This window comes from Bifidobacterium [indicum] DSM 20214 = LMG 11587, from assembly GCF_000706765.1.
Classification (GTDB): Bacteria; Actinomycetota; Actinomycetes; order Actinomycetales; family Bifidobacteriaceae; genus Bombiscardovia; species Bombiscardovia coryneformis.
In genome coordinates, this window is the sequence record NZ_CP006018.1 from 257,647 (window position 1) to 277,787 (window position 20,141).

The following is a 20,141-nucleotide window of genomic DNA, read 5'->3' on the forward strand; positions in this document are numbered from 1 at the left end:
GTGTGCGTATGACCGCCATCTATGCTGTGGTTAGCGTCGGTGTGGGCAATCGTAGCGCTCCCGGCTCTGGGCCTTGCCTTGACAACGAGATCGGTTTCTCCAATAATGTAGCAAGCTATACTTTTGAAGGGCGGGAAATGCAACCGGAATTGTCTGAGCATCGACCGGAGGGGCTGGTCAAGATGGCCAATACCTTGTTGGAAAAGCAAATGAATGAATCTGTGCGGGGCATCTTCCCCGAGTTGACCGGCCCTCAGTTCGTCATTGTCTATTACCTGTATGAGCATGATGGCCTGGAAGTGACTCAAAAAGCGGTGTCGGACAGATTCCGATTGAGTCATCCCACGGTCCGGGGAATCGTCAAACGGCTGGTCAAAGCAGGATGGCTTATTGCGGAACCACAGGCCGATGACAGGCGTCAGATGGTTCTGATCCTCACAGACCGAGCACGGGCGGATTTGATTTCCCACCGAACCGAGGTCCGGCATGCACTGCAGGCCACGGGGGAGTTGGCCTTGAGTGGATTCAGTAATCAGGAAAGCAGACAGTTAGTCAATTACTTGGAACGAATCATTGGGAACCTGGAATCCTGAGCGGCCTCACTGAATCAGGCTGGAGAGGTATTCGGATTGAGTCCCGTTGGGGATGGAGGATGTGATATGGGCAAGGTTGATAGCAAAGGCGGATCTGAGGGTAATCGCTCCGTGATGATGGGCACGCTCCTGGCTGGGGCCTTCATTGCCTTGATGGCGGAGACCTTCCTCAACAACGCGCTTCCGACCATTATGGCGGATTTCCGTGTTTCCCAATCCACCGCTCAGTGGCTGAGCACCTCTTATCTCCTTGTAGTGGGACTAATGATCCCCGTATCAGCCTGGGTTTTCTCGAACTTTCAGTCTAAGCATGCCTTCATTGTGATGATGGCGACTTTTCTAATGGGCTCTTTGGTCTGCACCTTTTCCGGTGGACATTTTGCTCTGCTATTGACGGGTAGGATCATTCAGGCCGTTGCCGCTGGATCACTGATGCCTTTCATTCAGAACGTGGTCTTGCTGCTTTTCCCGCCAGAGAAACGCGGTGTGGCCCTGGGTGTGGTGGGGCTGGTTGTGGCTTTGGGACCTACGGTGGGCCCCACGCTTTCTGGGTTTGTTTTGGAGCACTGGTCCTGGCGGGCTCTGTTCATCCTGCTTGCCATTCTGAGTGCCGCTATCTTGGTGATGTCTTTCTTCCTAGTCTACACGGTCAACGACCGGACGAGGACCCATCTGGACGTGGCGTCCGTGATTTACTCCTGCCTGGGTTTCGGGCTTCTTCTTTATGCCCTGTCCGCCATTGGGGACAGGGGCGGGGCATCGGTTCTTGATTTGGGATTGCTCTTGGCTGGCCTGATGGTGGTGGTCTTGTTCTGCTGGCGTCAGCTGCATCTGGAATCTCCGCTGGTGAATTTGCGGGTCTTTGCGAACGCCACTTTCAATCTGACCAGTCTGCTGAGCACCCTGAGCAACATTGCCATGGTCGGGGTGGAGCTGGTTCTTCCTCTTTATTTGCAGAACACGCGAGGGTCAAGCGCGCTTGTCTCGGGCCTGGTCATGCTGCCGGGAGCTGTCGTCATGGGCATATTCAACCCGCTTTCCGGGATGATCTATCAAAGGATTGGGGCAAGGAGAATCTCCCTTTTGGGGTATACGGTGCTGCTTGCTGGCACCTTGCCGATGATATGGTTCGGAACCACTACCAGCCTTATCGTGGTTGCCGCTTGTTATGCCCTACGCTTGGCGGGTGTCGCGTTGGTCATGATGACCACCTTTACCGAGGGCATCAACGCTCTTCCTCCGGAACTTGCTGCCCACGGCAATGCGGCCGCCTCAACTGTCAGACAGGTCGGGGGCTCGCTGGGCACTGCCGCAGCCATGATGATTGTCACAATCGGCGCACAGAGCGGACGCCATGGCGGAGCCTTGTCGGCTCAGGCTCTCGATCGGGGCTACCGATGGGCCTTCCTCTTCCTGGCTTTCATAGCTGTAGTCGGTCTAGGTGCTTCGTTCTTCCTCAAATCGCATAATTCTGAGACCAGGTAGGGAAACTTCCTTGTTTTCCGCAAGAATCCCGCCTGTATCGCGGCTCGGAGATAGGAAACAATGAACCGCGAAGTAGATGAACCCGTCGCAGCGGCCGAGTATCTCTTTATGAATCGTCGTCCGCTTTGTAGTGCTTGGCGAGCATGGCGGGAGTTGCAAACAGTGGTTTGCTGGTCGTTCTTCTCGACTCTGACGGTGTCCGTATGCTCTTGCTTTCAGTGGTCTCTGTCATTCTTCGTCTGATTCCCGTGATTCCGCCAACTATCACCCTCTGACGTATCCAGGCAGGTCATATAGGTACGGTTGGAATTGTCGCACTTTTTACGCACGCCTGACCCATAACTTTTCCATGCCGTCGTCATCAAATAGAGCCGAGCGAGACAACGGTAAGACAGTCAAACGAGCTCGGATATGTGTGCAACGGAAGTGCTTTGCTATATGAAAAGGGCTCTGAACGATTGTTCAAAGCCCTTGTTGGCGGAGGATACGAGATTCGAACTCGTGAGGGCGTGAACCCAACACGCTTTCCAAGCGTGCGCCATAGACCACTAGGCGAATCCTCCAGATGTCTGCTGCGACCAGTTCGTATGAACCTGTCGTAACGACACAACTAGAAACTATAACATAGGTGCCGGATTTGGCAGGCCTTGGCGTGTGGAATCACCGGCCCGCAAATCAGAGCATCTGAATCAGCTCGCCCACATCCTGGATGACCAGCTGGAGGTTCAGTCCGGTCAGGATCGCCACGATAATCCAGGCAAGGAAGGCCATCCACCGGGGGTTTGCATGCTTCCCCATGATTTTCCTGGAGGAGGTGAACCAGACCAGGGGGACCATGGATATGGGCAGGGCCACGCAGAGGAAGACCTGGGAGTAGACCAGGAGGCTGTCCAGGGCGGATTCCTTCCCGCCGAAGGCGATGGTGCAGATAAGGACGGGGATAATGGAGACGACACGGGTCACAAGGCGGCGCAGCCAGAGCGGGATCCTCATGCGGATGAAGCCCTCCATGACGATCTGTCCGGTCAGGGTGCCGGTGATGGTCGAGTTCTGTCCGGAGGCCAGCAGGGCCACGGCGAAGAGGGTGGAGAGAAGTCCTGACGCCACAGGTCCGGCGATGGTCTTGTCGCCCAGGGCGTTGTACAGGGCGGTGAACGTGTCCAGTCCCTCACCGTGGCCGAAGAACATGGCGGCACCCAGTACCAGGAGGAGGCAGTTGACGATGAAGGCGCCCGTGAGCTGGATGTTGGAGTCCCAGGTGGCGAATCGGACCGCGTTGGAGACTTGGTTCTCGTCCTCCCTGTCGAAGTCGCGGGTCTGGACGATGGAGGAGTGGAGGTAGAGGTTGTGGGGCATGACCGTGGCACCAACGATGCCCAGTGCCATGGTGAGCTGCCCCTTGCCCAGAATCTCCGGGGTGGGCACGAATCCTTCGAACATGGCAGGCAGGTCGGGTCGCGCCAGGACTACCTCGTAGACGAAGACAACCATGATGACCAGGATCAGCGTGGCCACGATGGCCTCGATTCGGCGGAATCCGATCTTGGTCAGGAGGAGCAGTATCAGAACATCCAGAACGGTCAGGGCCACGCCCAGCACCAGGGGGATACCGAAGAGGAGTTTGAGGGCAATGGCCCCGCCGATCACTTCGGCGATGTCGGTGGCCATGACGGCAAGCTCGGTGCAGATCCAGAGGACGAAGCTGAGTTTGCGGCCGGTATGCAGGCGGGTGGCCTGGGCCAGATCCAGACCGGTCACGATGCCCAGCTTGGCTGACATGTACTGGAGCATCATGGCAATCAGGCTGGATATGAGGATGACGCTCATGAGGAGGTAGCCGTACTGGGCCCCGCCGCCGATGGAGGTGATCCAGTTGCCGGGGTCCATGTAGCCTACGGCCACCAGGGCACCTGGACCGGAGAAGGCCGCAAGGTTCTTCCAGAAGGAGGTGGTGGACTTGGGCACTGCCACCGTGGCGTTGATTTCCTCCAGGGAACGACCGTTGGCGGTCTCGATGATCGAGTGTCCCCGGCCCGGTTCATTGCTGGCCGGATTGGCCTGGTCGGCGCCGCCCCGGGGTACGGACTCTACTGCTTGTCTTGCCTCTGATTTCAGCATGGCACCTTCCTGGGAATCTGGTCTGCCTGACGGCCCTCGGTAAAACTTCGACCCTTCGAAGTCTAATGATGCCCTGCCGATATTTCCATCCCCTATGGAAGATTGTCCTGTGACCCTGCCAACATCTCGCCCGGCCGGTCATGCCATCTGCATAGATGGAGCGGCCATATCCTGCCGCCGGGGCGAAGAGGGTGTGAATCGCCATGCTATAAACTGTGCAACATGGATGTCACGCAGCTTTCGGCCAATGCCCAGGACTACCTGAAGGTCATCTGGGACCTGCAGGAGTGGGACGAGGGTCCGGTCCAACCTTCGGCGGTGGCCGAACGGACGGGGATGAAGCTGTCCACCGTTTCCGGTGCCCTGAGCAGGCTGGTTGATGCCGGTCTGGTGGAGCACAAGCCGTATGGGAAGGTGGGGCTCACCCCTGCCGGGGTACGCTCTGCCGTTACGATGGTCCGCCGCCACCGACTCTTGGAGACCTTCCTGGTTGAGGTGCTGGATTACAGCTGGGACGAGGTGCATGAGGAAGCGGATGCCCTGGAACATGCCGTTTCCGACAAGATGATAGAGAAAATCGATCAGTATCTCGACCACCCCACGCTGGACCCGCATGGTGATGCCATACCTTCTGAAACCGGGACCATCCCGGTCATCCCCGAGACGCAGCCCCTCTCGCAAGTGGAGGAGGGGAACACCATCCGTGTGCACCGTGTCAGCGATGAGGACTCGACGATGCTGAGGTACCTGAGCAAGCACGGAATCGGCCATGGGACCCTGCTTCAGGTGGTCCGCAAACAAGAGGAAGAGCCGGTCACGCTGCGGGTGGTGACCGATCCTGCGGATCAGCCGGGCCAGGCCGTCGGAAAGCAGGGCGAAGATTTGCAGCTGAACTTCGCTCAGGCTGCTCTGATTCAGGTCAGTCCGGTCCTCGCGTAGGGTTTTACGTCCGTTTACGTGTGTCAGGAGCGCCGAGCGGCCCTTATTCCTCAACCCGCTCGATGCCGGAGTCGAGCTCCGTTTCTTTCTTGACCACGCGCCTGGAGTCGATTCGGTAATGGGCATTGAAGATGCCGCCAGCCGTCAGGATGGACACCAGTCCGACCAGGATCCAGACGCTCTCGACCTCATACTGCTCCAGGAGCTCGTATAAGGAGGCAATCATCTTCAGCCAGCCGGCCAGAGCCACGAAGTACCAGGCCGTGGCCTTGTCCAGGAAGTTGACGACCTGGCGGCGCTCGCGCTTGGTATCAGCCGCCTCTCGGAGGATGTTGTTGCCACGTGTTCGTTCCTTGTGGACCTTGAGGGGCGGAATCAGCCACCACCATGGTGAGATTGGGCTCCATCGTTTGCTGACCTGCTTGAATTCCTCCAAGAGTGCCTTGAACTCCTTGAGTTCCATAAGTCCCTGATAGAGCGGGAAGGAAAAGAGGAGCCAGTCGCCAATCAGGGAGATCACGGCAATGGACTTCGACATGCTCATGCACCTTTCGGACGTAATTGGTGTTCTCAGGTAATCGTATCTCCGGTAATCGCAGACGTGATCTTATCCGGATGGGGATGGACGGGACCGCCCTACGTGTAGTCTCATATGCAGTTGCTGCCCTACGGGAGGATGGATATGACGTCTCAGACAGTCGACTCGGTGGACATGGTCGGACCTGTAGAGCCGGATGTCCCATCGGGTACTGCCCATCCCCATGCGGCCGGGCCGCGCTTCTTGAAGTCTGCCTGGCTGGTTCCTCTTGCCTCGGTGGCCGGGGTGGCCATGGCGTTCGGACTGGTCGTCGCCTGGTTCCCCAAGACCTGGGAGATGTGGAATATGCCCATCCAGGCCATCGACGCCCCATCCCACTATTACTTCATTCGCAAACTTCTTCGAAATGGGCTCCCAGTCGCTTTCGAGCTGAATCCCAATGACTCCTTCTACCCGCCGCTCTTCCATCTTATGGTTTACTGCCTGATCAAGGTGGCCGGTTTCTTCGGTTGCACGGTCAACATCTTCACCGGGCTCAACCTGGTCTGGATTTTTGCCTCGGGCCTGCTCTTCCCTGCGGGAATGCTGCTTTGGTGCTCCTACTTCTTCGGTGATATGCCGAGGTTGCAGGTTGCGGGGATGTGCCTCCTGGTGCCGGTGCTTTCGGTAACGTCGGCTGCCTTCCCCTTCTGGTTGTTCGACGCGGGCCCTCTCTTCGCCTACGGGTTGGCAATGGCCCTATTGCCGTTCTCCCTATACTCCGGGCTGAGGTTGATGGATGCAATTGCTGACCGGAGGAAGCCGGATACCCCAGGCAGGGGGCTGGTCTTCTGGGTGCCGGTCAACCTGGCTCTGGCGGTCCTTGTACTCCTTGCCCATCCGCGGATTGCCTTCACCTACCTGGTGCTCATGGTCTTTTTCATCCTCTTCCGCCTTTCCTGGAAGCTGATTGCAGGGGCGGCCGGATTCGGCTGCCTGGCAGCAGCCCTCTTTGCCGTCTACGTGATGCGTCGGGACCATGGAAAGGACTACCTGCATCCGTCCACGTGGTTCCATACCTTCCAGCCGACCAGAAGTCTGCCCGATGCCATAGGCGTCCTCTTTACCGGGAACCTGTCCGGGTTCGCTGGTCTGCTCATGGCGGTATGCATCGTGCTGGCCCTGGCCGCCTCACTCCTGCTGAGTGGCAGGCGTTTCCGCGAAGGGCTGTCCCTGGTCCTCTCCTTCCTGCTGATCGGGTTGATTTACGTCTGCAGTGCGGCGGTTTCCGGCCCCCTTGCCAATATCCTGACCGCAGCCTGGTACCGAGGTGAGACCAGACCCCTGGCCATGCTGCCCCTGGCGATAATCCCCCTCCTTGTTTTCGGGGCGCGCTGCCTCTTGAATCCCCAGCCGGCGGTGTGGAAGTGCGGCAAGAAGGTCCTGACAGGTTCGACGGATGTGACCACGGACTGGCTGTCTGCGCCGGCCGTGAATGGTGCCTTCCGGGTCCTGACGGTTACTGCACTCTCTCTGGTCCTGGTCGTGGCGGGGAATATATACAATCCTCGACGCGATGATCTGGCTCTGCTGGCTGAGGCCAACACAGTCCTGGACAGGGAGGATCCGCACTCGCAGCTGACGAGGGCCAAGTTCGAGGCGCTGACCACTGTCAGGAACCGGGCCGGTCAGGATGATGCGGTGATTGTCTCCGACCCCCTGAACGGCTCCATGTATGGGATGACCCTGTATGGGCTCAACATGCTTTACCCTGTCTACAATCCTATGGACACCAAAAACGGCAAGGTATTCGGGGAGGTTGAACATGCCTTTGCCTCAGGTGATGCCGATAGGCTCCTGACCACGGTCTGTCCGGTGGATCCCAGCTTCACCCAGCATGGCCCCGGTGGCGCCGTCGCGGCTCCGAAGTACTTCCTGACCATGGGGCCTCAGGCACCCGACCTGCACATGTTCACCTACAGGGCCCAGTATGACCCCTTCCATGATCAGAACCTCATTGACGGGTATGTCAGTTCGGGTGCCTTGCAGAAGGTGGAGGACTTTGGCGCTCCTGCCGGCGACGGGGAGCACTGGGCGCTCTACCGGTTCGCCTGCCGGTGACCCAAGTCGTCTCCTGCTTCTGCCTGTGCATGTTCGCACCGCCGTCTTTGGCCGTGCTGCCCTATTCCCGCATGATGTGGGCAGGCTCGTCAGAACTCGGAAGCCGGTATGACCTTGCTGTTTGCGAATCTTCTGTTCTCTTCCCTGGGGTGTGCGTGTCCGTCAGAAAGATACAGGTAATCTGATTATCCTACGAGTTGTGATTGATAAGGACTCCCAGCAACAGGAGGCAGGAGGTACCTTCCTTCTTGGGGTTCGAGTGGTCGCCATGCAAGGAGCGTGTGACTGGTGTCGGATATGGGATTGCAGTGGAAAAGGCACCTGGGCAGAGCCTGTGCGGCGGGAACCGTTACAGCTCTCCTGGCCCTGATGCCGTTCGCGGGTGTGAATCGGGCCCATGCGGCCGGGCTGACGAGCCAGCCGGGCAACCAGACTTACTCCACGGCGACAGGGGAGACGGGTGCCGTACCGCGCGATATGCTTCCTGACACCATCCATGATTCCATTCCCGAAGAGGCCACGATGGTATCCAAGAGTGTGGCCGTCACCGACCAGGGCGAGGCCAGGGATATCACTACCGGCCAGCCGGTGACCGATACCTCGGTCGTTGGTACTCCGGACCATCCGGCAGATCCCCTGGCCAAGACCGGAGGAAAGAGCTTCATTCCGGTTCCCGTCAGTGAAGTCAAGGAGCAGCTGGACGAGTCCGACCGGGCAGGGTCGGTAAATCCGGCCGCTCAACGGCAGGTCGGCGATAGGTACTCCTCCGTAGCGCGAAGTGGTGTTTACCGCCCGCAGGGGAGGTCGGAAGCTGTTGCGAAAACCGCCTCGCTGGGCAACAACGCATATGGGGCCCACTGGGGAACACACAACGGCTCCCAGGCCTTCTTCGAGGCAGATGGCACCCTGTTCGCTCAGCAGGCGAAGGGCGTCATCGACGTCTCTCAATGGCAGGGGCGAATCGACTGGGCGACGGCCCGTGCCGCTGGTGTGGAAGGCGCCATCATCCGTATCGGATACGGATGGGGAAACGGCTTCGACAGTACGGCCTTATACAACATCAATGAGTGCAAACGTCTTGGTATCCCCTTCGGTCTTTACCTCTACTCCTACGCTTATGACGGCAATACCGGCTGGGCCGAGGGAGACGGCACGGTGGATCTTCTTCGTCGTGCGGGTGTGCAGCCCGGAGATTTGACCTACCCTGTCTACTATGACCTGGAGAAGTGGGCCTGGACCGGCCATGCCCCTCCGACGTCACCCGCCGTGTACGACAGCATCGTCAACTCCTGGTACAACCGTTTGCAGTCCGCGGGGTATAACAATCTCTCGATCTACTCCTATACCTACTACCTGAACACGGCTCTGAACAGCGGCACCATCCGCTCCAGGACCCACTGGGTGGCCAGTTATGGTGCTCGCACAGGCTTCAACTTCTCTGCCAATCAGCGTTGCTGGCAGTATGCGGATAACGGCAGAATCAACGGTATCGGCAACAGCGTGGATCTGAACGCTTGCGGGAACAGGAATCCGGTGAGCGTAGGGGGAGACGTGGCCAAGCTCTCCCCAGCCGACAGAATCACGGACATAACCGAAGGTGACTATTTCATCGGCTCGGCCCTTCCCGACCGGTATCTGGACGTACCGGCCGGCAGCCACCAGGACGAGACTCAGTTGGTAACATGGTCACCTACCAACGCTTGGAACCAGCTGTACCACCTAAAGCCGCACGGCGACGGGTCATATATCATCACGTCGAAGAACTCCGGCAAGGCCCTGGACGTCAGTACAGGCTCTACCCGTAATGGGAACCCAGTCATTCAGTACTCGACCAATAGGGGACCCAATCAGCGCTGGTACTTCTATCGGTCACCAGAGGGATATGTCTTCATCATCTCCGCACTCGGGGACGGTAGAAGTGTGGCCCTCGACGTGACCAGCGGCAATATGGCACTGGGTACCAAGATGGAGATTTGGCAGTATAACGGTGGTCAGAATCAGGCCTTCAGACTGATGCAGGCAGCAGCCATCCCCGGTGGTAAAAGAACCATCACCAGTTCATACGCGAATGGGAGCAGCCTTGATGTGCCTGCCGGCAGCATGGTTCGTGATACCCGTCTGCAGACATGGCCGTACAACGGAGGCCCCAATCAGGGTTTCGAGTTCATCGATGCCGGCAATGGAAGATACAAAATCAGGGTTGTGCACTCCAAGATGTATCTAGACCTCCAGTACGGTTTCCCGGGAGACGGCGGCAATATCGTTCAGTACACCCAAACGAGCGGGTACAATCAGGTGTGGTACCTGCAGAAGTACCAGGGCGGGTATGCCATCCGCAGCATGGTCAACAATAAGGCTATCGACATCCACAGTGGCGGTCTCAACCCGGGTACCCCTGTCATCACCTATACATTCCGAGAGCAGGCCAACCAGAAATGGAACATCGGCTGACACGCTGACCCGTTGGCTTTGCGGCACATAGGAGGCCGGGATGAACCCTCTCCCGTGAGGGGAGTGGGCTATGATGTGAGGGACCTGGCCACGCCTTCGTTCCTGCACTGCTGTTGGCTGGTTGCCCGATGAGACGAAGATACGATTCGAAGGAGTACCAAGTCATGTTGAGCGGTTCGACTGTTTCTCTGGTCATGCCGTGCCGCAATGAGGCAAAGCATCTGGCTCAGATGGTCGCCGACATTCCGGATTTCTATGATGAGATAATCTGCGTCAGCAACAAGTCGAGTGATGACACCGTAGAGGTCGGCCGTGAGATTGAGCGGTCGAACCCTCGCTTCGAGATGCTTGTCGATGACAGGGTCGCCTCGGGAATCGGTTATGGGTTCGCCCACATGACTGGAATCAACAAGGCCAAGAGTTCGATCATCGTGTGTGCGGACTCCGATGGCACGTACCCGATTGAGGACCTCCCTCGCATCATGGGTGTCATGAAGGAGCGTGGCCTCAGCTTCGCCTCCTGCTCCAGGTATCCCGACAAGAACATTCCTTTGAAACTCCAGCTCGGGGTGAAGATTCTCAACTTCGAAATGTTCCTTCTCTACGCTAAGGTCATCCACGATTCCCTATCAGGGATGTGGGTGTTCGAGCGTGACGTGGTTCCCTCCCTTCATCTGACGGAGGGCGATTGGAACCTGTCCCCTCAGATCAAGCTCAATGCCCATAAGTACCTGGGTCCCCGTTTCGGTGAAGTCAGGATACGGCAGGGTATCAGGTTCGGAGAGACGAAGCAGTCCTATCTGAAGACCGGTTTTGGTCACCTGAAGTGGATTTTCAAGAACCGCTTCATTCAGCGCAAGGGTATTCAACCCGCCGACTGAGGCGCAAGGAATACGACTTCCGATGCTCCACATGGTCGGTGATTACCGACCATGGCGAAGTCAATTAGGCCGTAGCGATCGGGAATTCAGACCGTTTCGCGCTTGAGGGCTTTCTCTTCGGGCCCGTGCTCTTCGATTCCCCTTGTTGCTGAACCAACCTTGTGCGATTCCGTCGAACGGTCTTCCGTATCCGTTATGTCTTCATCGGAAGGGTGGAAGACAGTGCAGACCAGGAGAGGCAGGAAAGGCTCAAAATACCTTGCCTGGATTCCTTGGATGGGGTCGCCGATTCTCATCTGCGGCAGGTTGTTCCAGGTGAGCATCATGGACGCATAGGCCAGGTAGATGAGGAGCAGGAAGGCCAGAGCCGAGGCGATCTGGTAACGGTACAGGCTGATGAACCCACGTGCCGATGTGACCTTCCGTCGGGTCGGGTGAGAGTTGTGGAAGAGTACACCCCATGCCAGTCCCAGTATGATTGCCAGGAGGACTGAAGGAGCCCCAAGTTTAAGTAGATGCAGCGGTCCCCTTATGAAGAAGTTCCATGCAACTGCCATGCACATTTTGAGGGGGTGGCGAAGCACGAATCTCAGGTTTTCGGAGACGGATGCCTCTGCCCAAACCGTTGAGTACAAGGAAGACCAGGTGCCGTAGATCGCCAGGATTGCAAGGGCGGAGGAACCTAGACACAGGGTCTTACGCTTGGTTGAGAGAATCCGTCTGGGCAGGACGAGAATGAGGACCGCAAGACTGGCATAGACGGTTTTGCACATGAACAAGAGCACTGTCAGTACTGATAAGGCCACCATCTCCCCTCTCGATGCCGGTTTGTTGCGGGTGGTGATAGCCATGAAAAGGGCGATGAACACCGCGCAGAGGCTGATGAAAAGAGCATCCGCCATAAGGCTTGATGCGATGAACATGCCATGCGGCAATGCACCTATGACAGCCAGGAACATCTTCCCCCTGGGGATGATGGCGATGGCCAGACAGAACAGGAGGATGTAAACCACCAGATTGCTTATTCGTCCCAGTTGCCAGGTCTGGTAGGGGGATTGATGGGTGTGAAGACCTATCCAGATACCTATTGCCTGGGGGAGGAACACTGCAGGGAAATACTGGTTAGCCCGGTTTGTGCCCTTAAGGGAGGCTACGGTGACTTCTTCGCCCGGGGCCAGGCCGTCAACGGCTTTTTGCTCCTCGAGCTTTGGGTCATAGTCCGAGGTCTGATTGAGAAGGGTCACTACCAGCGCGTTCTGGCATCCTTGAAGGCTCAGAAAGCGGGGGTCGCCATGAAGCTGCTGGATTTTGACTGAATTCCCGTACGCATCAATCTGACGATCGGGTTTGTTGAGAATCTGTCCAGTGGCGGCTGAGTACGAGGCGTAGGCATGGATGTTCGGATCGGGGAACGACAGCGCCCCAACCGTAGTGATGAAGAAACTGCCTTGTAACAGGGCAAACGCAAGGAAGAAGAGCATGGCCCCCCTGCTTTTCTTCAAAGCCTGCATTGTCTGCTTTCCCATGTTTGAATACCTGCCGATCGGTAAGTCAGTGGTTAATCGGTACCTGCCGGTGCTGGACAACAGAGACGGGCATCAGCAACGTCAAGGATTATAGCTATCGCGTTGGAGAAGAACTCTCTGCTTCGGAAGCTCCAACAATGGTATCGGCCGCGTTGTGAGGGGGCAAGGCATCCGCCGTCCTCTCGGGCGGGAAGAAGCATATGCAGGTCAGGAGGGGCAGGATCGGGGTGAGATACCTGCCCTGGAATCCTTGTATCGCTTGGGCGTTCTTCATGACCGTCATATCGTTCCAGGTGAGATAGGGGAAGAGATATGCCAGGAAGGCCACACAGAAGAAAGCGACCATAGAGACCCAGATGTACCGGTACCGGCGCACGGAGGCGGTCGGGGAACTCTGGTCAACCGGTGCAGGCCTGCTGGACATAAACAGGATGAGCCAGGCCGCCAGTACGAAGAGTGTCGGGACGAGGACGGCAGAACCGATTCTCATCAGGGTCTTCGGGAACTCCATGAGGTTCCAGGAAATGGTGAATATGACCTTCAGAGGGTGCCTGAACATGAAGTGGGTGTTGTCGGAGATACTGACGATTGCCGGTACATTCTGATAGATCGAACTCCACAGGCCGTAAATCGGGAGAGCGATGAGAGCGGACAATCCCGTGAATGTAGCCTTGCGTTTCGTCGTCAGCAGCGACCCCGGCAGGGCCCATACCAGGAGAGCCAATGCCACGTACACCGTCTTGAAGAGGAAGAGGCAGACGGTGAGCCCTAGCAGGATACCCATCTGAACACGGGTTACTGGTCTATCGCGGGTTGAAAGGGAGAAGAAGTAAGCGATGAAGCACGCGCAGACACTGATGAACATGGCATCCGACATAAGGCTGGTCGCCATGAATATGGTCGGATACAGGGACCCCAGTACAGCCATGAGGTACTTGCCCCTGGGAATCATCACGATGGATAGGCCGAATAGGAACAGGTAGAAGATGAAATTCGCTATTCTTCCGCATTGCCAGACGTTGTAGGGTCCGAGTCCGGTGTGCAGGCCAACCCAAACGCCTATCCCCTGGGGCAGATAGACCAGGGGGAAGTACTGGTTCGTTCGCGAGGGGAATGACTTGTCCGGGAGGGTTACCTGTGTTGATGGCAGATGGTCGGCAAGACGCTGATTCGCCATATGGGGGTCGGTGGCCATGGGGTCGCCGATGATGTCCATCACCAGGGCGTTGTGCATGGCCTTGTTATGCAGGTATCGGGAGTCTCCGGAAATATGCTGGCTCTTTACCGGGTTCCCGAATTTGTCCGTACTGCGCTCAGGCAGGTTCAAGATCTGTCCGGTTGCCATGGCATATGAGGCGTTTGCGTGCATATCGCCATCCGGCAGAGTCAGGGCTCCGACGTTGGTCAGGAAGACCGTGCCTTCGAGAATGGAGATGACAAGGAAGAGCAGTACTGCATAGGTGCTGTGACTGTTCAATCGTTTGGCTTGCAATTTCACGCAGGCCCCCTTTGCTTAGTGGTCATAGAGGCTCGTAGCTGAATACAACAGGGGTACATTAGCACACATAAAAATGGAGGCACCGGTATCGTATAATGGTCCGCATGGCAGATTTCTTTTCACCCAGGAACATTCTTGTGACCGGCGGATGCGGCTTCATCGGCTCCAACTTCGTGCACTATGTGGTTGACCATCACCCTGATGTGCACGTCACCGTGTTGGACGCGCTCACCTATGCCGGCAACCGGAAGAATATCGAGGGGCTGCCGGAGGACAGGGTCGAGTTCGTCCACGGCAACATCTGCGATGCGGATCTGCTTGATAAAATCGTGCCAGGTCACGATGCCATCGTGCATTATGCCGCCGAGTCCCACAACGACAACTCAATCAAGGACCCAGCGCCATTTGTCGAGACCAACGTGGTGGGCACTTTCAGACTCCTTGAAGTCGCCAGGAAGTACGATGTCCGTTACCATCACGTGAGCACTGATGAGGTATACGGCGACCTGGCGCTTGATGATCCTGCAAGGTTCACCGAAGAAACGCCATACCATCCCTCAAGCCCCTATTCGTCCACCAAGGCCTCGTCGGACCTTCTGGTCCGCGCCTGGTACCGGACCTTCGGGGTCCGCATGACCATCTCCAACTGCAGCAACAACTACGGTCCTTACCAGCACGTGGAGAAGTTCATTCCCCGCCAGATCACCAACATCCTGGATGGAATTCGTCCCAAGCTCTACGGCGACGGTCTCAATGTCAGGGACTGGATTCACACCGAAGACCACTCCAGTGCGGTCTGGACCATCCTGACCAAGGGGCGCCTGGGTGAGACCTACCTGATTGGGGCGGACGGGGAACGCAACAACATCAACGTCCTGCGCGACATCCTCAAAGTCATGGGTCAACCTGAGGATGCCTTCGACAAGGTCAAGGATCGCCCCGGTCACGACCGTCGCTATGCAATCGATGCCACCAAACTCCGTACCGAGCTTGGATGGGAGCCTGCGCATACCGATTTCGAAAGCGGCCTGGAGCAGACCATAGACTGGTACAGGAACAACCGGGCTTGGTGGGAGCCCGCCAAAGCCGCCACCGAAGAGAAGTATCGACGTAACGGACAGTGACGAGGTCCGCTACCGGTCGGGGGTGGGGGTTGCCTTCTGCGTCGATCGGTGTGTGACTGATTCCTCTCTGAGGAGCGATTCCCGATTCCGCTAGAAAGTGACTGAGTAGTAACCATGTCTTTCGATTTTGAAAAAGAGCTGAAAGTCAGCAAGACCAACATTCCCGGGCTCTTGGTCTTTGACCTGCCGGTGCACGGTGACAACCGAGGCTGGTTCAAGGAGAACTGGCAACGGGCCAAGATGACGGAACTCGGCCTGCCTGATTTCCACCCGGTGCAAAACAACATCAGCTTCAATGCCAGCCGTGGCGTTACCCGTGGTATCCATGCCGAGCCCTGGGACAAGTTCATTTCCATCGGGAGCGGTGAGATTTTCGGTGCCTGGGTTGACCTCCGCCCAGGCGAAGGATTCGGACAGGTGTTCACCACCCGGCTGGACCCCTCCAAGGCAATCTATGTGCCCAGGGGAGTGGGCAACAGCTTCCAGGCTCTGGCCGACAACACGGTCTACACCTATCTGGTCAATGCCCACTGGTCCCTGGAGCAGAAGAAGACCTATACCTTCGTCAACCTCGCCGACCCCCAGCTTGGCATCGAGTGGCCCATACCGCTTGATCAGTGCGAACTGAGTGAAGCGGATACGAACCATCCCATGCTGGCCCAGGCCAAGCCTATGGCCCCGCGCCGGACCATGGTGACCGGTGCCAGCGGACAGCTTGGGCAGGCCATCCGCCAGTACGTGCAGGACCACGATCTCCAAGGGTTCGAATTCACGAACATCGAGGACTTCGATTTCTCCGATCCTGAGGCCTACGACCAGTTCGACTGGAGTCTGTACGGGACCATCATCAATGCCGGTGCCTATACCGCGGTCGATATGGCCGAGACGGACCAGGGGCGGCAGGATGCATGGAAGTCCAACGCCGTGGGGCCGGCAATGCTGGCCAGGGTCGCGGAAGAACACAACATGACCTTGGTGCATGTCTCCAGTGATTACGTTTTCGATGGGCAGCAGAAGGAGCACGCTGAGTCCGAGCCCTTCGCACCCCTCGGAGTGTACGGTCAGACCAAGGCCGCCGGCGACATCGCGGTCTCGAATATACCCCGCCATTACATTCTCCGGTCCAGCTGGGTGATTGGTCAGGGGCATAATTTCGTCAAGACCATGATGGGGCTTTCCGACCGAGTGGCTGACCCGGATGACGGTCTCGACTCGGTTACCGTCGTGGACGACCAGGTTGGCAGGCTGACCTTCACCGAAGACATGGCCGCAGCCATCTTCCACCTTCTGGATTCGCAGGCACCATACGGTACCTACAACCTGACCGGTTCGGGGTCCATCACCTCCTGGGCTGAGATTGCGAGTCGCGTCTTCGAGCAGACCAATGGCAACGGCGACAAGGTGAAACCGGTGTCGACCGAGGACTACTACGCGGGAGCCACCGGCCCTATTTCCCCGCGTCCGACCAACAGTGCCCTCTCCCTGGATAAAATCAGGGCCGTCGGCTTCCATCCCGGTGATTGGGAGGGTGCCCTGGAGGATTACGTCCAGTCCATCATCGACTCCCGCTGAGCGGCTCGCTTCCGGCCCGTCCGCTATGCGTGGGAACCGCAGAGATTTTGCCACTCATCGATTCCTGTTGGCGGTCGGCAGTAAGCTATCTTGAGTTTGACACGGATGTATGAATCATAAGAGAGGCGTCACGCGATGAGAGGCATCATTCTTGCCGGCGGTTCGGGCACGCGTCTGTACCCGCTGACCACCGTCACTTCCAAGCAGCTGCTTCCGGTGTACGACAAGCCTATGATCTATTACCCCCTGAGCGTGCTCATGATGGCAGGTATCAATGAGATACTGATCATCTCAACGCCCATGGATATCGGCAATTTCCAGCGCCTACTGGGTGATGGGAGCCGGTTTGGCATCAGTCTCTCCTACAAGATCCAGCCCAGCCCGGATGGTCTTGCCCAGGCATTCATCCTGGGCGAGGATTTCATCGGCGGCGAACCCTGCGCTTTGGTTCTGGGCGACAACATTTTCTACGGGAATGGTCTTGGTCGTACTCTGCGAAATGCGGCGGGCAGCCAGCACGGGGCAACGGTGTTCGGCTACTATGTGGACGATCCACAGAGGTACGGCGTGGTCGAGTTCGACAAAGACAACAAGGTCGTCAGCATTGAGGAGAAGCCTGAGCATCCGGCCAGCAACTACGCGGTTACCGGACTGTACTTCTATGACGAGCGAGTCACTGAGTTTGCCAAGCAGGTCAAGCCTTCTGCACGTGGTGAATTGGAGATCACCGATCTGAATCGTCTCTACCTTCAAGACGAATCCCTGCGCGTTCAGACCCTGGGTCGTGGTTATGCCTGGCTGGATACAGGGACCATGGATTCCCTCTATGAGGCAGGGGAGTTCGTCAGAACCGTTCAGAGGGCCCAGGGTCTTCCCATCGCCGCTGTGGAAGAGGTAGCTTACGAGAATGGCTGGATCACCCGTGAAGAGCTGGTAGAAGCAGGTCAAAGGTATGGCAAGTCTCCATATGGTCAGCATCTGCTGGATGTTGCCAACAACAAGATCATCTTCAAGAAGCATGTGGATCAAGCCTGACGATTCAGGAACCCGCACCTTCAAGTACGGGTTCCATTGTCGAGTGCGACCAAGGAGAGGAAATTGAAGAGATTAGAGATTTTCAGCAAGAAGAACTGGCTTCTGCTCAAAGCCATGGTCTCCACGGATTTCAAACTGAGGTATAAGGAATCGGTCTTGGGGTACCTGTGGTCGGTTCTCAAGCCCCTTATGCTCTTTGCCATTATGTATGTCGTCTTCGTGCGCTTCATGCGGTTTGGAGCGGATGTTCCGCACTTCGCCGTGGCTCTCTTGCTTGGTATCATCCTGTGGAATCTTTTTAACGAAACAACAACTGGCGGTATGCTCTCGATTGTGGGGCATGGAGATCTTCTGCGGAAGATACACTTCTCCAAGTATGTGGTAGTCGTTGCGTCATCCATGAGCGCTCTGATCAACTTCGGGTTCAACTTCATCGTCGTGATTGTCTTTGCCCTGATCAACGGAGTCAAGCCGGCATGGTCGAATCTACTCATTCTGCCGATAGTCTTTGAGCTCTACTTGCTGGCCTTGGGTATCTCATTCTTCCTCAGTGCGCTCTATGTCGACCTGCGTGATCTGAACCCCATCTGGGAGGTCGTGACGCAAGCCGGCTTTTATGCTACGCCCATCATCTATCCAATCAGCATGATCTCTTCCAGGGCCGGTAACAACGGACCTATTTTCGCCAAGCTGGACCTCATGCTTAACCCTATGGCCCAGATTGTGCAGGATGCTCGTCATGTGCTGATATCCCCGGCCAATCCGACCTTGTGGGGATGGACAAGCAACTTCTTCGTCGCCTGCTGGCCTGTTGTCTTCTCCCTGTTGATCTTCCTGCTGGGCTTGAAGTTCTTTACTGTCAAATCCAAGTACTTCGCGGAGCTGGTATAAATGAAACTTTCCGATAAAACCGATAATCTGCCTGATGACGTGGCACTTAGGGTCTCCCATGTGTCAAAGGACTTCAAACTGCCCTATGAGAAGACCAACAGCCTCAAGGGTTTCGTCTTCAACACCATCCGAAGGCAGAACGGATATACCATCCAGCATGTGCTCAAGGACATTTCCTTTGAGGTGAAGAAAGGTGATTTCTTTGGCATTGTGGGCAAGAATGGTTCCGGCAAGTCCACTCTTCTGAAGATCATCTCTCGCATATACTCTCCAAACAGTGGCAAGGTTCAGGTCAATGGGAAACTGGTGCCTTTCATCGAGCTGGGAGTGGGTTTCAATCCTGAGCTTACGGGTAGGGAAAACGTATATCTGAACGGTGCCATGCTCGGGTTCTCCAGGGAAGAGATCGACAATATGTATGACGATATTGTCGATTTCGCCGAGCTGGGCGACTTCATGGAACAGAAGCTGAAGAACTACTCCAGTGGTATGCAGGTTCGGCTGGCCTTCTCAGTAGCCATCAAGTCCCAGGGTGACATTCTCGTCCTTGATGAGGTACTGGCCGTGGGGGACGAAGCTTTTCAGAAGAAGTGCCGGGATTATTTCTTCGAGGCCAAGAGAGAGAAGAAGACCATCATACTGGTCACTCATTCCATGGGTGATGTTCGACAGTTCTGCAACAAAGCCATGCTGATACAGGACGGTGTCATTGCCAAGTTCGGCGAACCGGACGAAGTCGCCAGTGCCTATTCCGACTACTTCATAGAGAAGGAGCAGGAGGCCGTCCAGAAGGACAATGAGGCGGTCCGACTGGAGCAAGGCGATGGTGTTCGGATGGTCGACATACAGGTCGCAGCCGATGGGAAGAACACCCAGCTCCTCGACATCAACCAGAACTTCGACATCAGGATCGCCTTCGAATGCGAGCGGAACGTTCCACACGGCATCTTCGAGATCAATCTGGTAGACCAGCAGGGCAGGGTGGTTCTGGCTACCTCGAACCTGGTCAATTCAGACAAGGACACTTTTACCAAGGGTCGTCACGAGATCATATTTAAGATCGAGAATGTTCTGGCCTCTGGTGATTATGACATCAACATCACTGCTGCCTCGGGAGATGACCTTCTGCTCAAGCAGTCGGCTGTGTACCACTTCCAGGTTCGCAAGGCCAAACTCTACGATCAAAGTTTGACTCATCCGAAAGTCAGTGTGAAACTGACCTGATGACGGCATATAGACGCATAGTGGGTACGCATGTTTTTACCGCTGGGAGTTCATTAGGATGTATCTGCTGTTTCGGGCCTGATTCCGCTCCGAGAAGGAGCGGTGACACATATTCAGAAGTCAGCCACACGTGGCCTTGTTGATGATAGTGCGAAGACGAGGAAGA

The 20,141-nt window shown here is 56.7% G+C and carries 15 protein-coding genes and 1 tRNA gene; 11 read left to right on the forward strand and 5 right to left on the reverse strand.

What is annotated here, in order from left to right; translation table 11 throughout:
* Positions 1-8: 8 nt before the first annotated feature.
* On the forward strand, positions 9-593 hold the full coding sequence (locus BINDI_RS00880; protein WP_033491352.1) for a MarR family winged helix-turn-helix transcriptional regulator: 585 nt from the start codon (positions 9-11) through the stop codon (positions 591-593).
* A 66-nt stretch (positions 594-659) separates the two neighbouring features.
* Positions 660-2,078, forward strand: coding sequence for a DHA2 family efflux MFS transporter permease subunit (locus BINDI_RS00885; RefSeq protein ID WP_033491354.1), 1,419 nt, complete (start codon positions 660-662; stop codon positions 2,076-2,078).
* Between the two features lie 475 nt (positions 2,079-2,553).
* Here BINDI_RS00885 and BINDI_RS00890 read toward each other — a convergent pair.
* Together BINDI_RS00890 and BINDI_RS00895 are read right to left on the reverse strand one after the other, a co-directional pair.
* A tRNA-Ser gene (locus tag BINDI_RS00890) sits at positions 2,554-2,641 on the reverse strand.
* Positions 2,642-2,753: 112 nt separating this feature from the next.
* The gene (locus BINDI_RS00895) at positions 2,754-4,196 is read right to left on the reverse strand and encodes an Nramp family divalent metal transporter (protein ID WP_081830733.1); all 1,443 of its coding nucleotides are present in this window, start codon (positions 4,194-4,196) and stop codon (positions 2,754-2,756) included.
* A gap of 222 nt (positions 4,197-4,418) precedes the next feature.
* Here BINDI_RS00895 and BINDI_RS00900 point away from each other — a divergent pair, with 222 nt between their 5' ends.
* Positions 4,419-5,135, forward strand: coding sequence for a metal-dependent transcriptional regulator (locus BINDI_RS00900; protein WP_033491356.1), 717 nt, complete (start codon positions 4,419-4,421; stop codon positions 5,133-5,135).
* Between the two features lie 43 nt (positions 5,136-5,178).
* Here BINDI_RS00900 and BINDI_RS07050 read toward each other — a convergent pair whose 3' ends face one another.
* The gene (locus tag BINDI_RS07050) at positions 5,179-5,673 is read right to left on the reverse strand and encodes a hypothetical protein (RefSeq protein ID WP_051875575.1); all 495 of its coding nucleotides are present in this window, start codon (positions 5,671-5,673) and stop codon (positions 5,179-5,181) included.
* A 144-nt stretch (positions 5,674-5,817) separates the two neighbouring features.
* Between BINDI_RS07050 and BINDI_RS00910 the strand changes: the two genes are divergently transcribed.
* The 3 genes from BINDI_RS00910 to BINDI_RS00920 all read left to right on the forward strand — a co-directional run bounded on the left by BINDI_RS00910 (position 5,818) and on the right by BINDI_RS00920 (position 11,105).
* On the forward strand, positions 5,818-7,773 hold the full coding sequence (locus BINDI_RS00910) for a DUF6541 family protein (RefSeq protein ID WP_148301945.1): 1,956 nt from the start codon (positions 5,818-5,820) through the stop codon (positions 7,771-7,773).
* Between the two features lie 297 nt (positions 7,774-8,070).
* Positions 8,071-10,224, forward strand: a complete 2,154-nt coding sequence (locus tag BINDI_RS00915; RefSeq protein WP_052109041.1) for an RICIN domain-containing protein — start codon at positions 8,071-8,073, stop codon at positions 10,222-10,224.
* Between the two features lie 164 nt (positions 10,225-10,388).
* Positions 10,389-11,105 (forward strand): glycosyltransferase family 2 protein, encoded by a 717-nt coding sequence (locus BINDI_RS00920; RefSeq protein WP_033491357.1) that lies wholly within the window; start codon positions 10,389-10,391, stop codon positions 11,103-11,105.
* Positions 11,106-11,191: 86 nt separating this feature from the next.
* Here BINDI_RS00920 and BINDI_RS00925 read toward each other — a convergent pair whose 3' ends face one another.
* A complete protein-coding gene (locus tag BINDI_RS00925; RefSeq protein ID WP_081830735.1) occupies positions 11,192-12,631 on the reverse strand; it encodes a DUF2142 domain-containing protein in 1,440 nt (479 codons plus the stop codon).
* 94 nt (positions 12,632-12,725) lie between these two features.
* Positions 12,726-14,129 (reverse strand): DUF2142 domain-containing protein, encoded by a 1,404-nt coding sequence (locus tag BINDI_RS00930; RefSeq protein ID WP_148301947.1) that lies wholly within the window; start codon positions 14,127-14,129, stop codon positions 12,726-12,728.
* A gap of 104 nt (positions 14,130-14,233) precedes the next feature.
* On the opposite strand from BINDI_RS00930, the gene rfbB reads away from it, so the two are divergent.
* The 5 genes from rfbB to BINDI_RS00955 all read left to right on the forward strand — a co-directional run bounded on the left by rfbB (position 14,234) and on the right by BINDI_RS00955 (position 19,975).
* On the forward strand, positions 14,234-15,253 hold the full coding sequence (gene rfbB / locus BINDI_RS00935; RefSeq protein WP_033491429.1) for a dTDP-glucose 4,6-dehydratase: 1,020 nt from the start codon (positions 14,234-14,236) through the stop codon (positions 15,251-15,253).
* Between the two features lie 114 nt (positions 15,254-15,367).
* Positions 15,368-16,825 carry a sugar nucleotide-binding protein gene (locus BINDI_RS00940; protein WP_033491360.1) on the forward strand — a complete coding sequence of 486 codons (1,458 nt, stop codon included), beginning with the start codon at positions 15,368-15,370 and terminating at the stop codon, positions 16,823-16,825.
* A 135-nt stretch (positions 16,826-16,960) separates the two neighbouring features.
* Complete coding sequence (gene rfbA / locus BINDI_RS00945) at positions 16,961-17,860, forward strand: glucose-1-phosphate thymidylyltransferase RfbA (RefSeq protein WP_033491363.1); 900 nt, start codon at positions 16,961-16,963, stop codon at positions 17,858-17,860.
* 63 nt (positions 17,861-17,923) lie between these two features.
* Positions 17,924-18,751: an ABC transporter permease gene (locus tag BINDI_RS00950; protein ID WP_033491365.1), complete on the forward strand. Its 828-nt coding sequence runs from the start codon at positions 17,924-17,926 to the stop codon at positions 18,749-18,751.
* Positions 18,752-19,975: an ABC transporter ATP-binding protein gene (locus BINDI_RS00955; RefSeq protein ID WP_052109042.1), complete on the forward strand. Its 1,224-nt coding sequence runs from the start codon at positions 18,752-18,754 to the stop codon at positions 19,973-19,975.
* Positions 19,976-20,141: the final 166 nt, after the last annotated feature.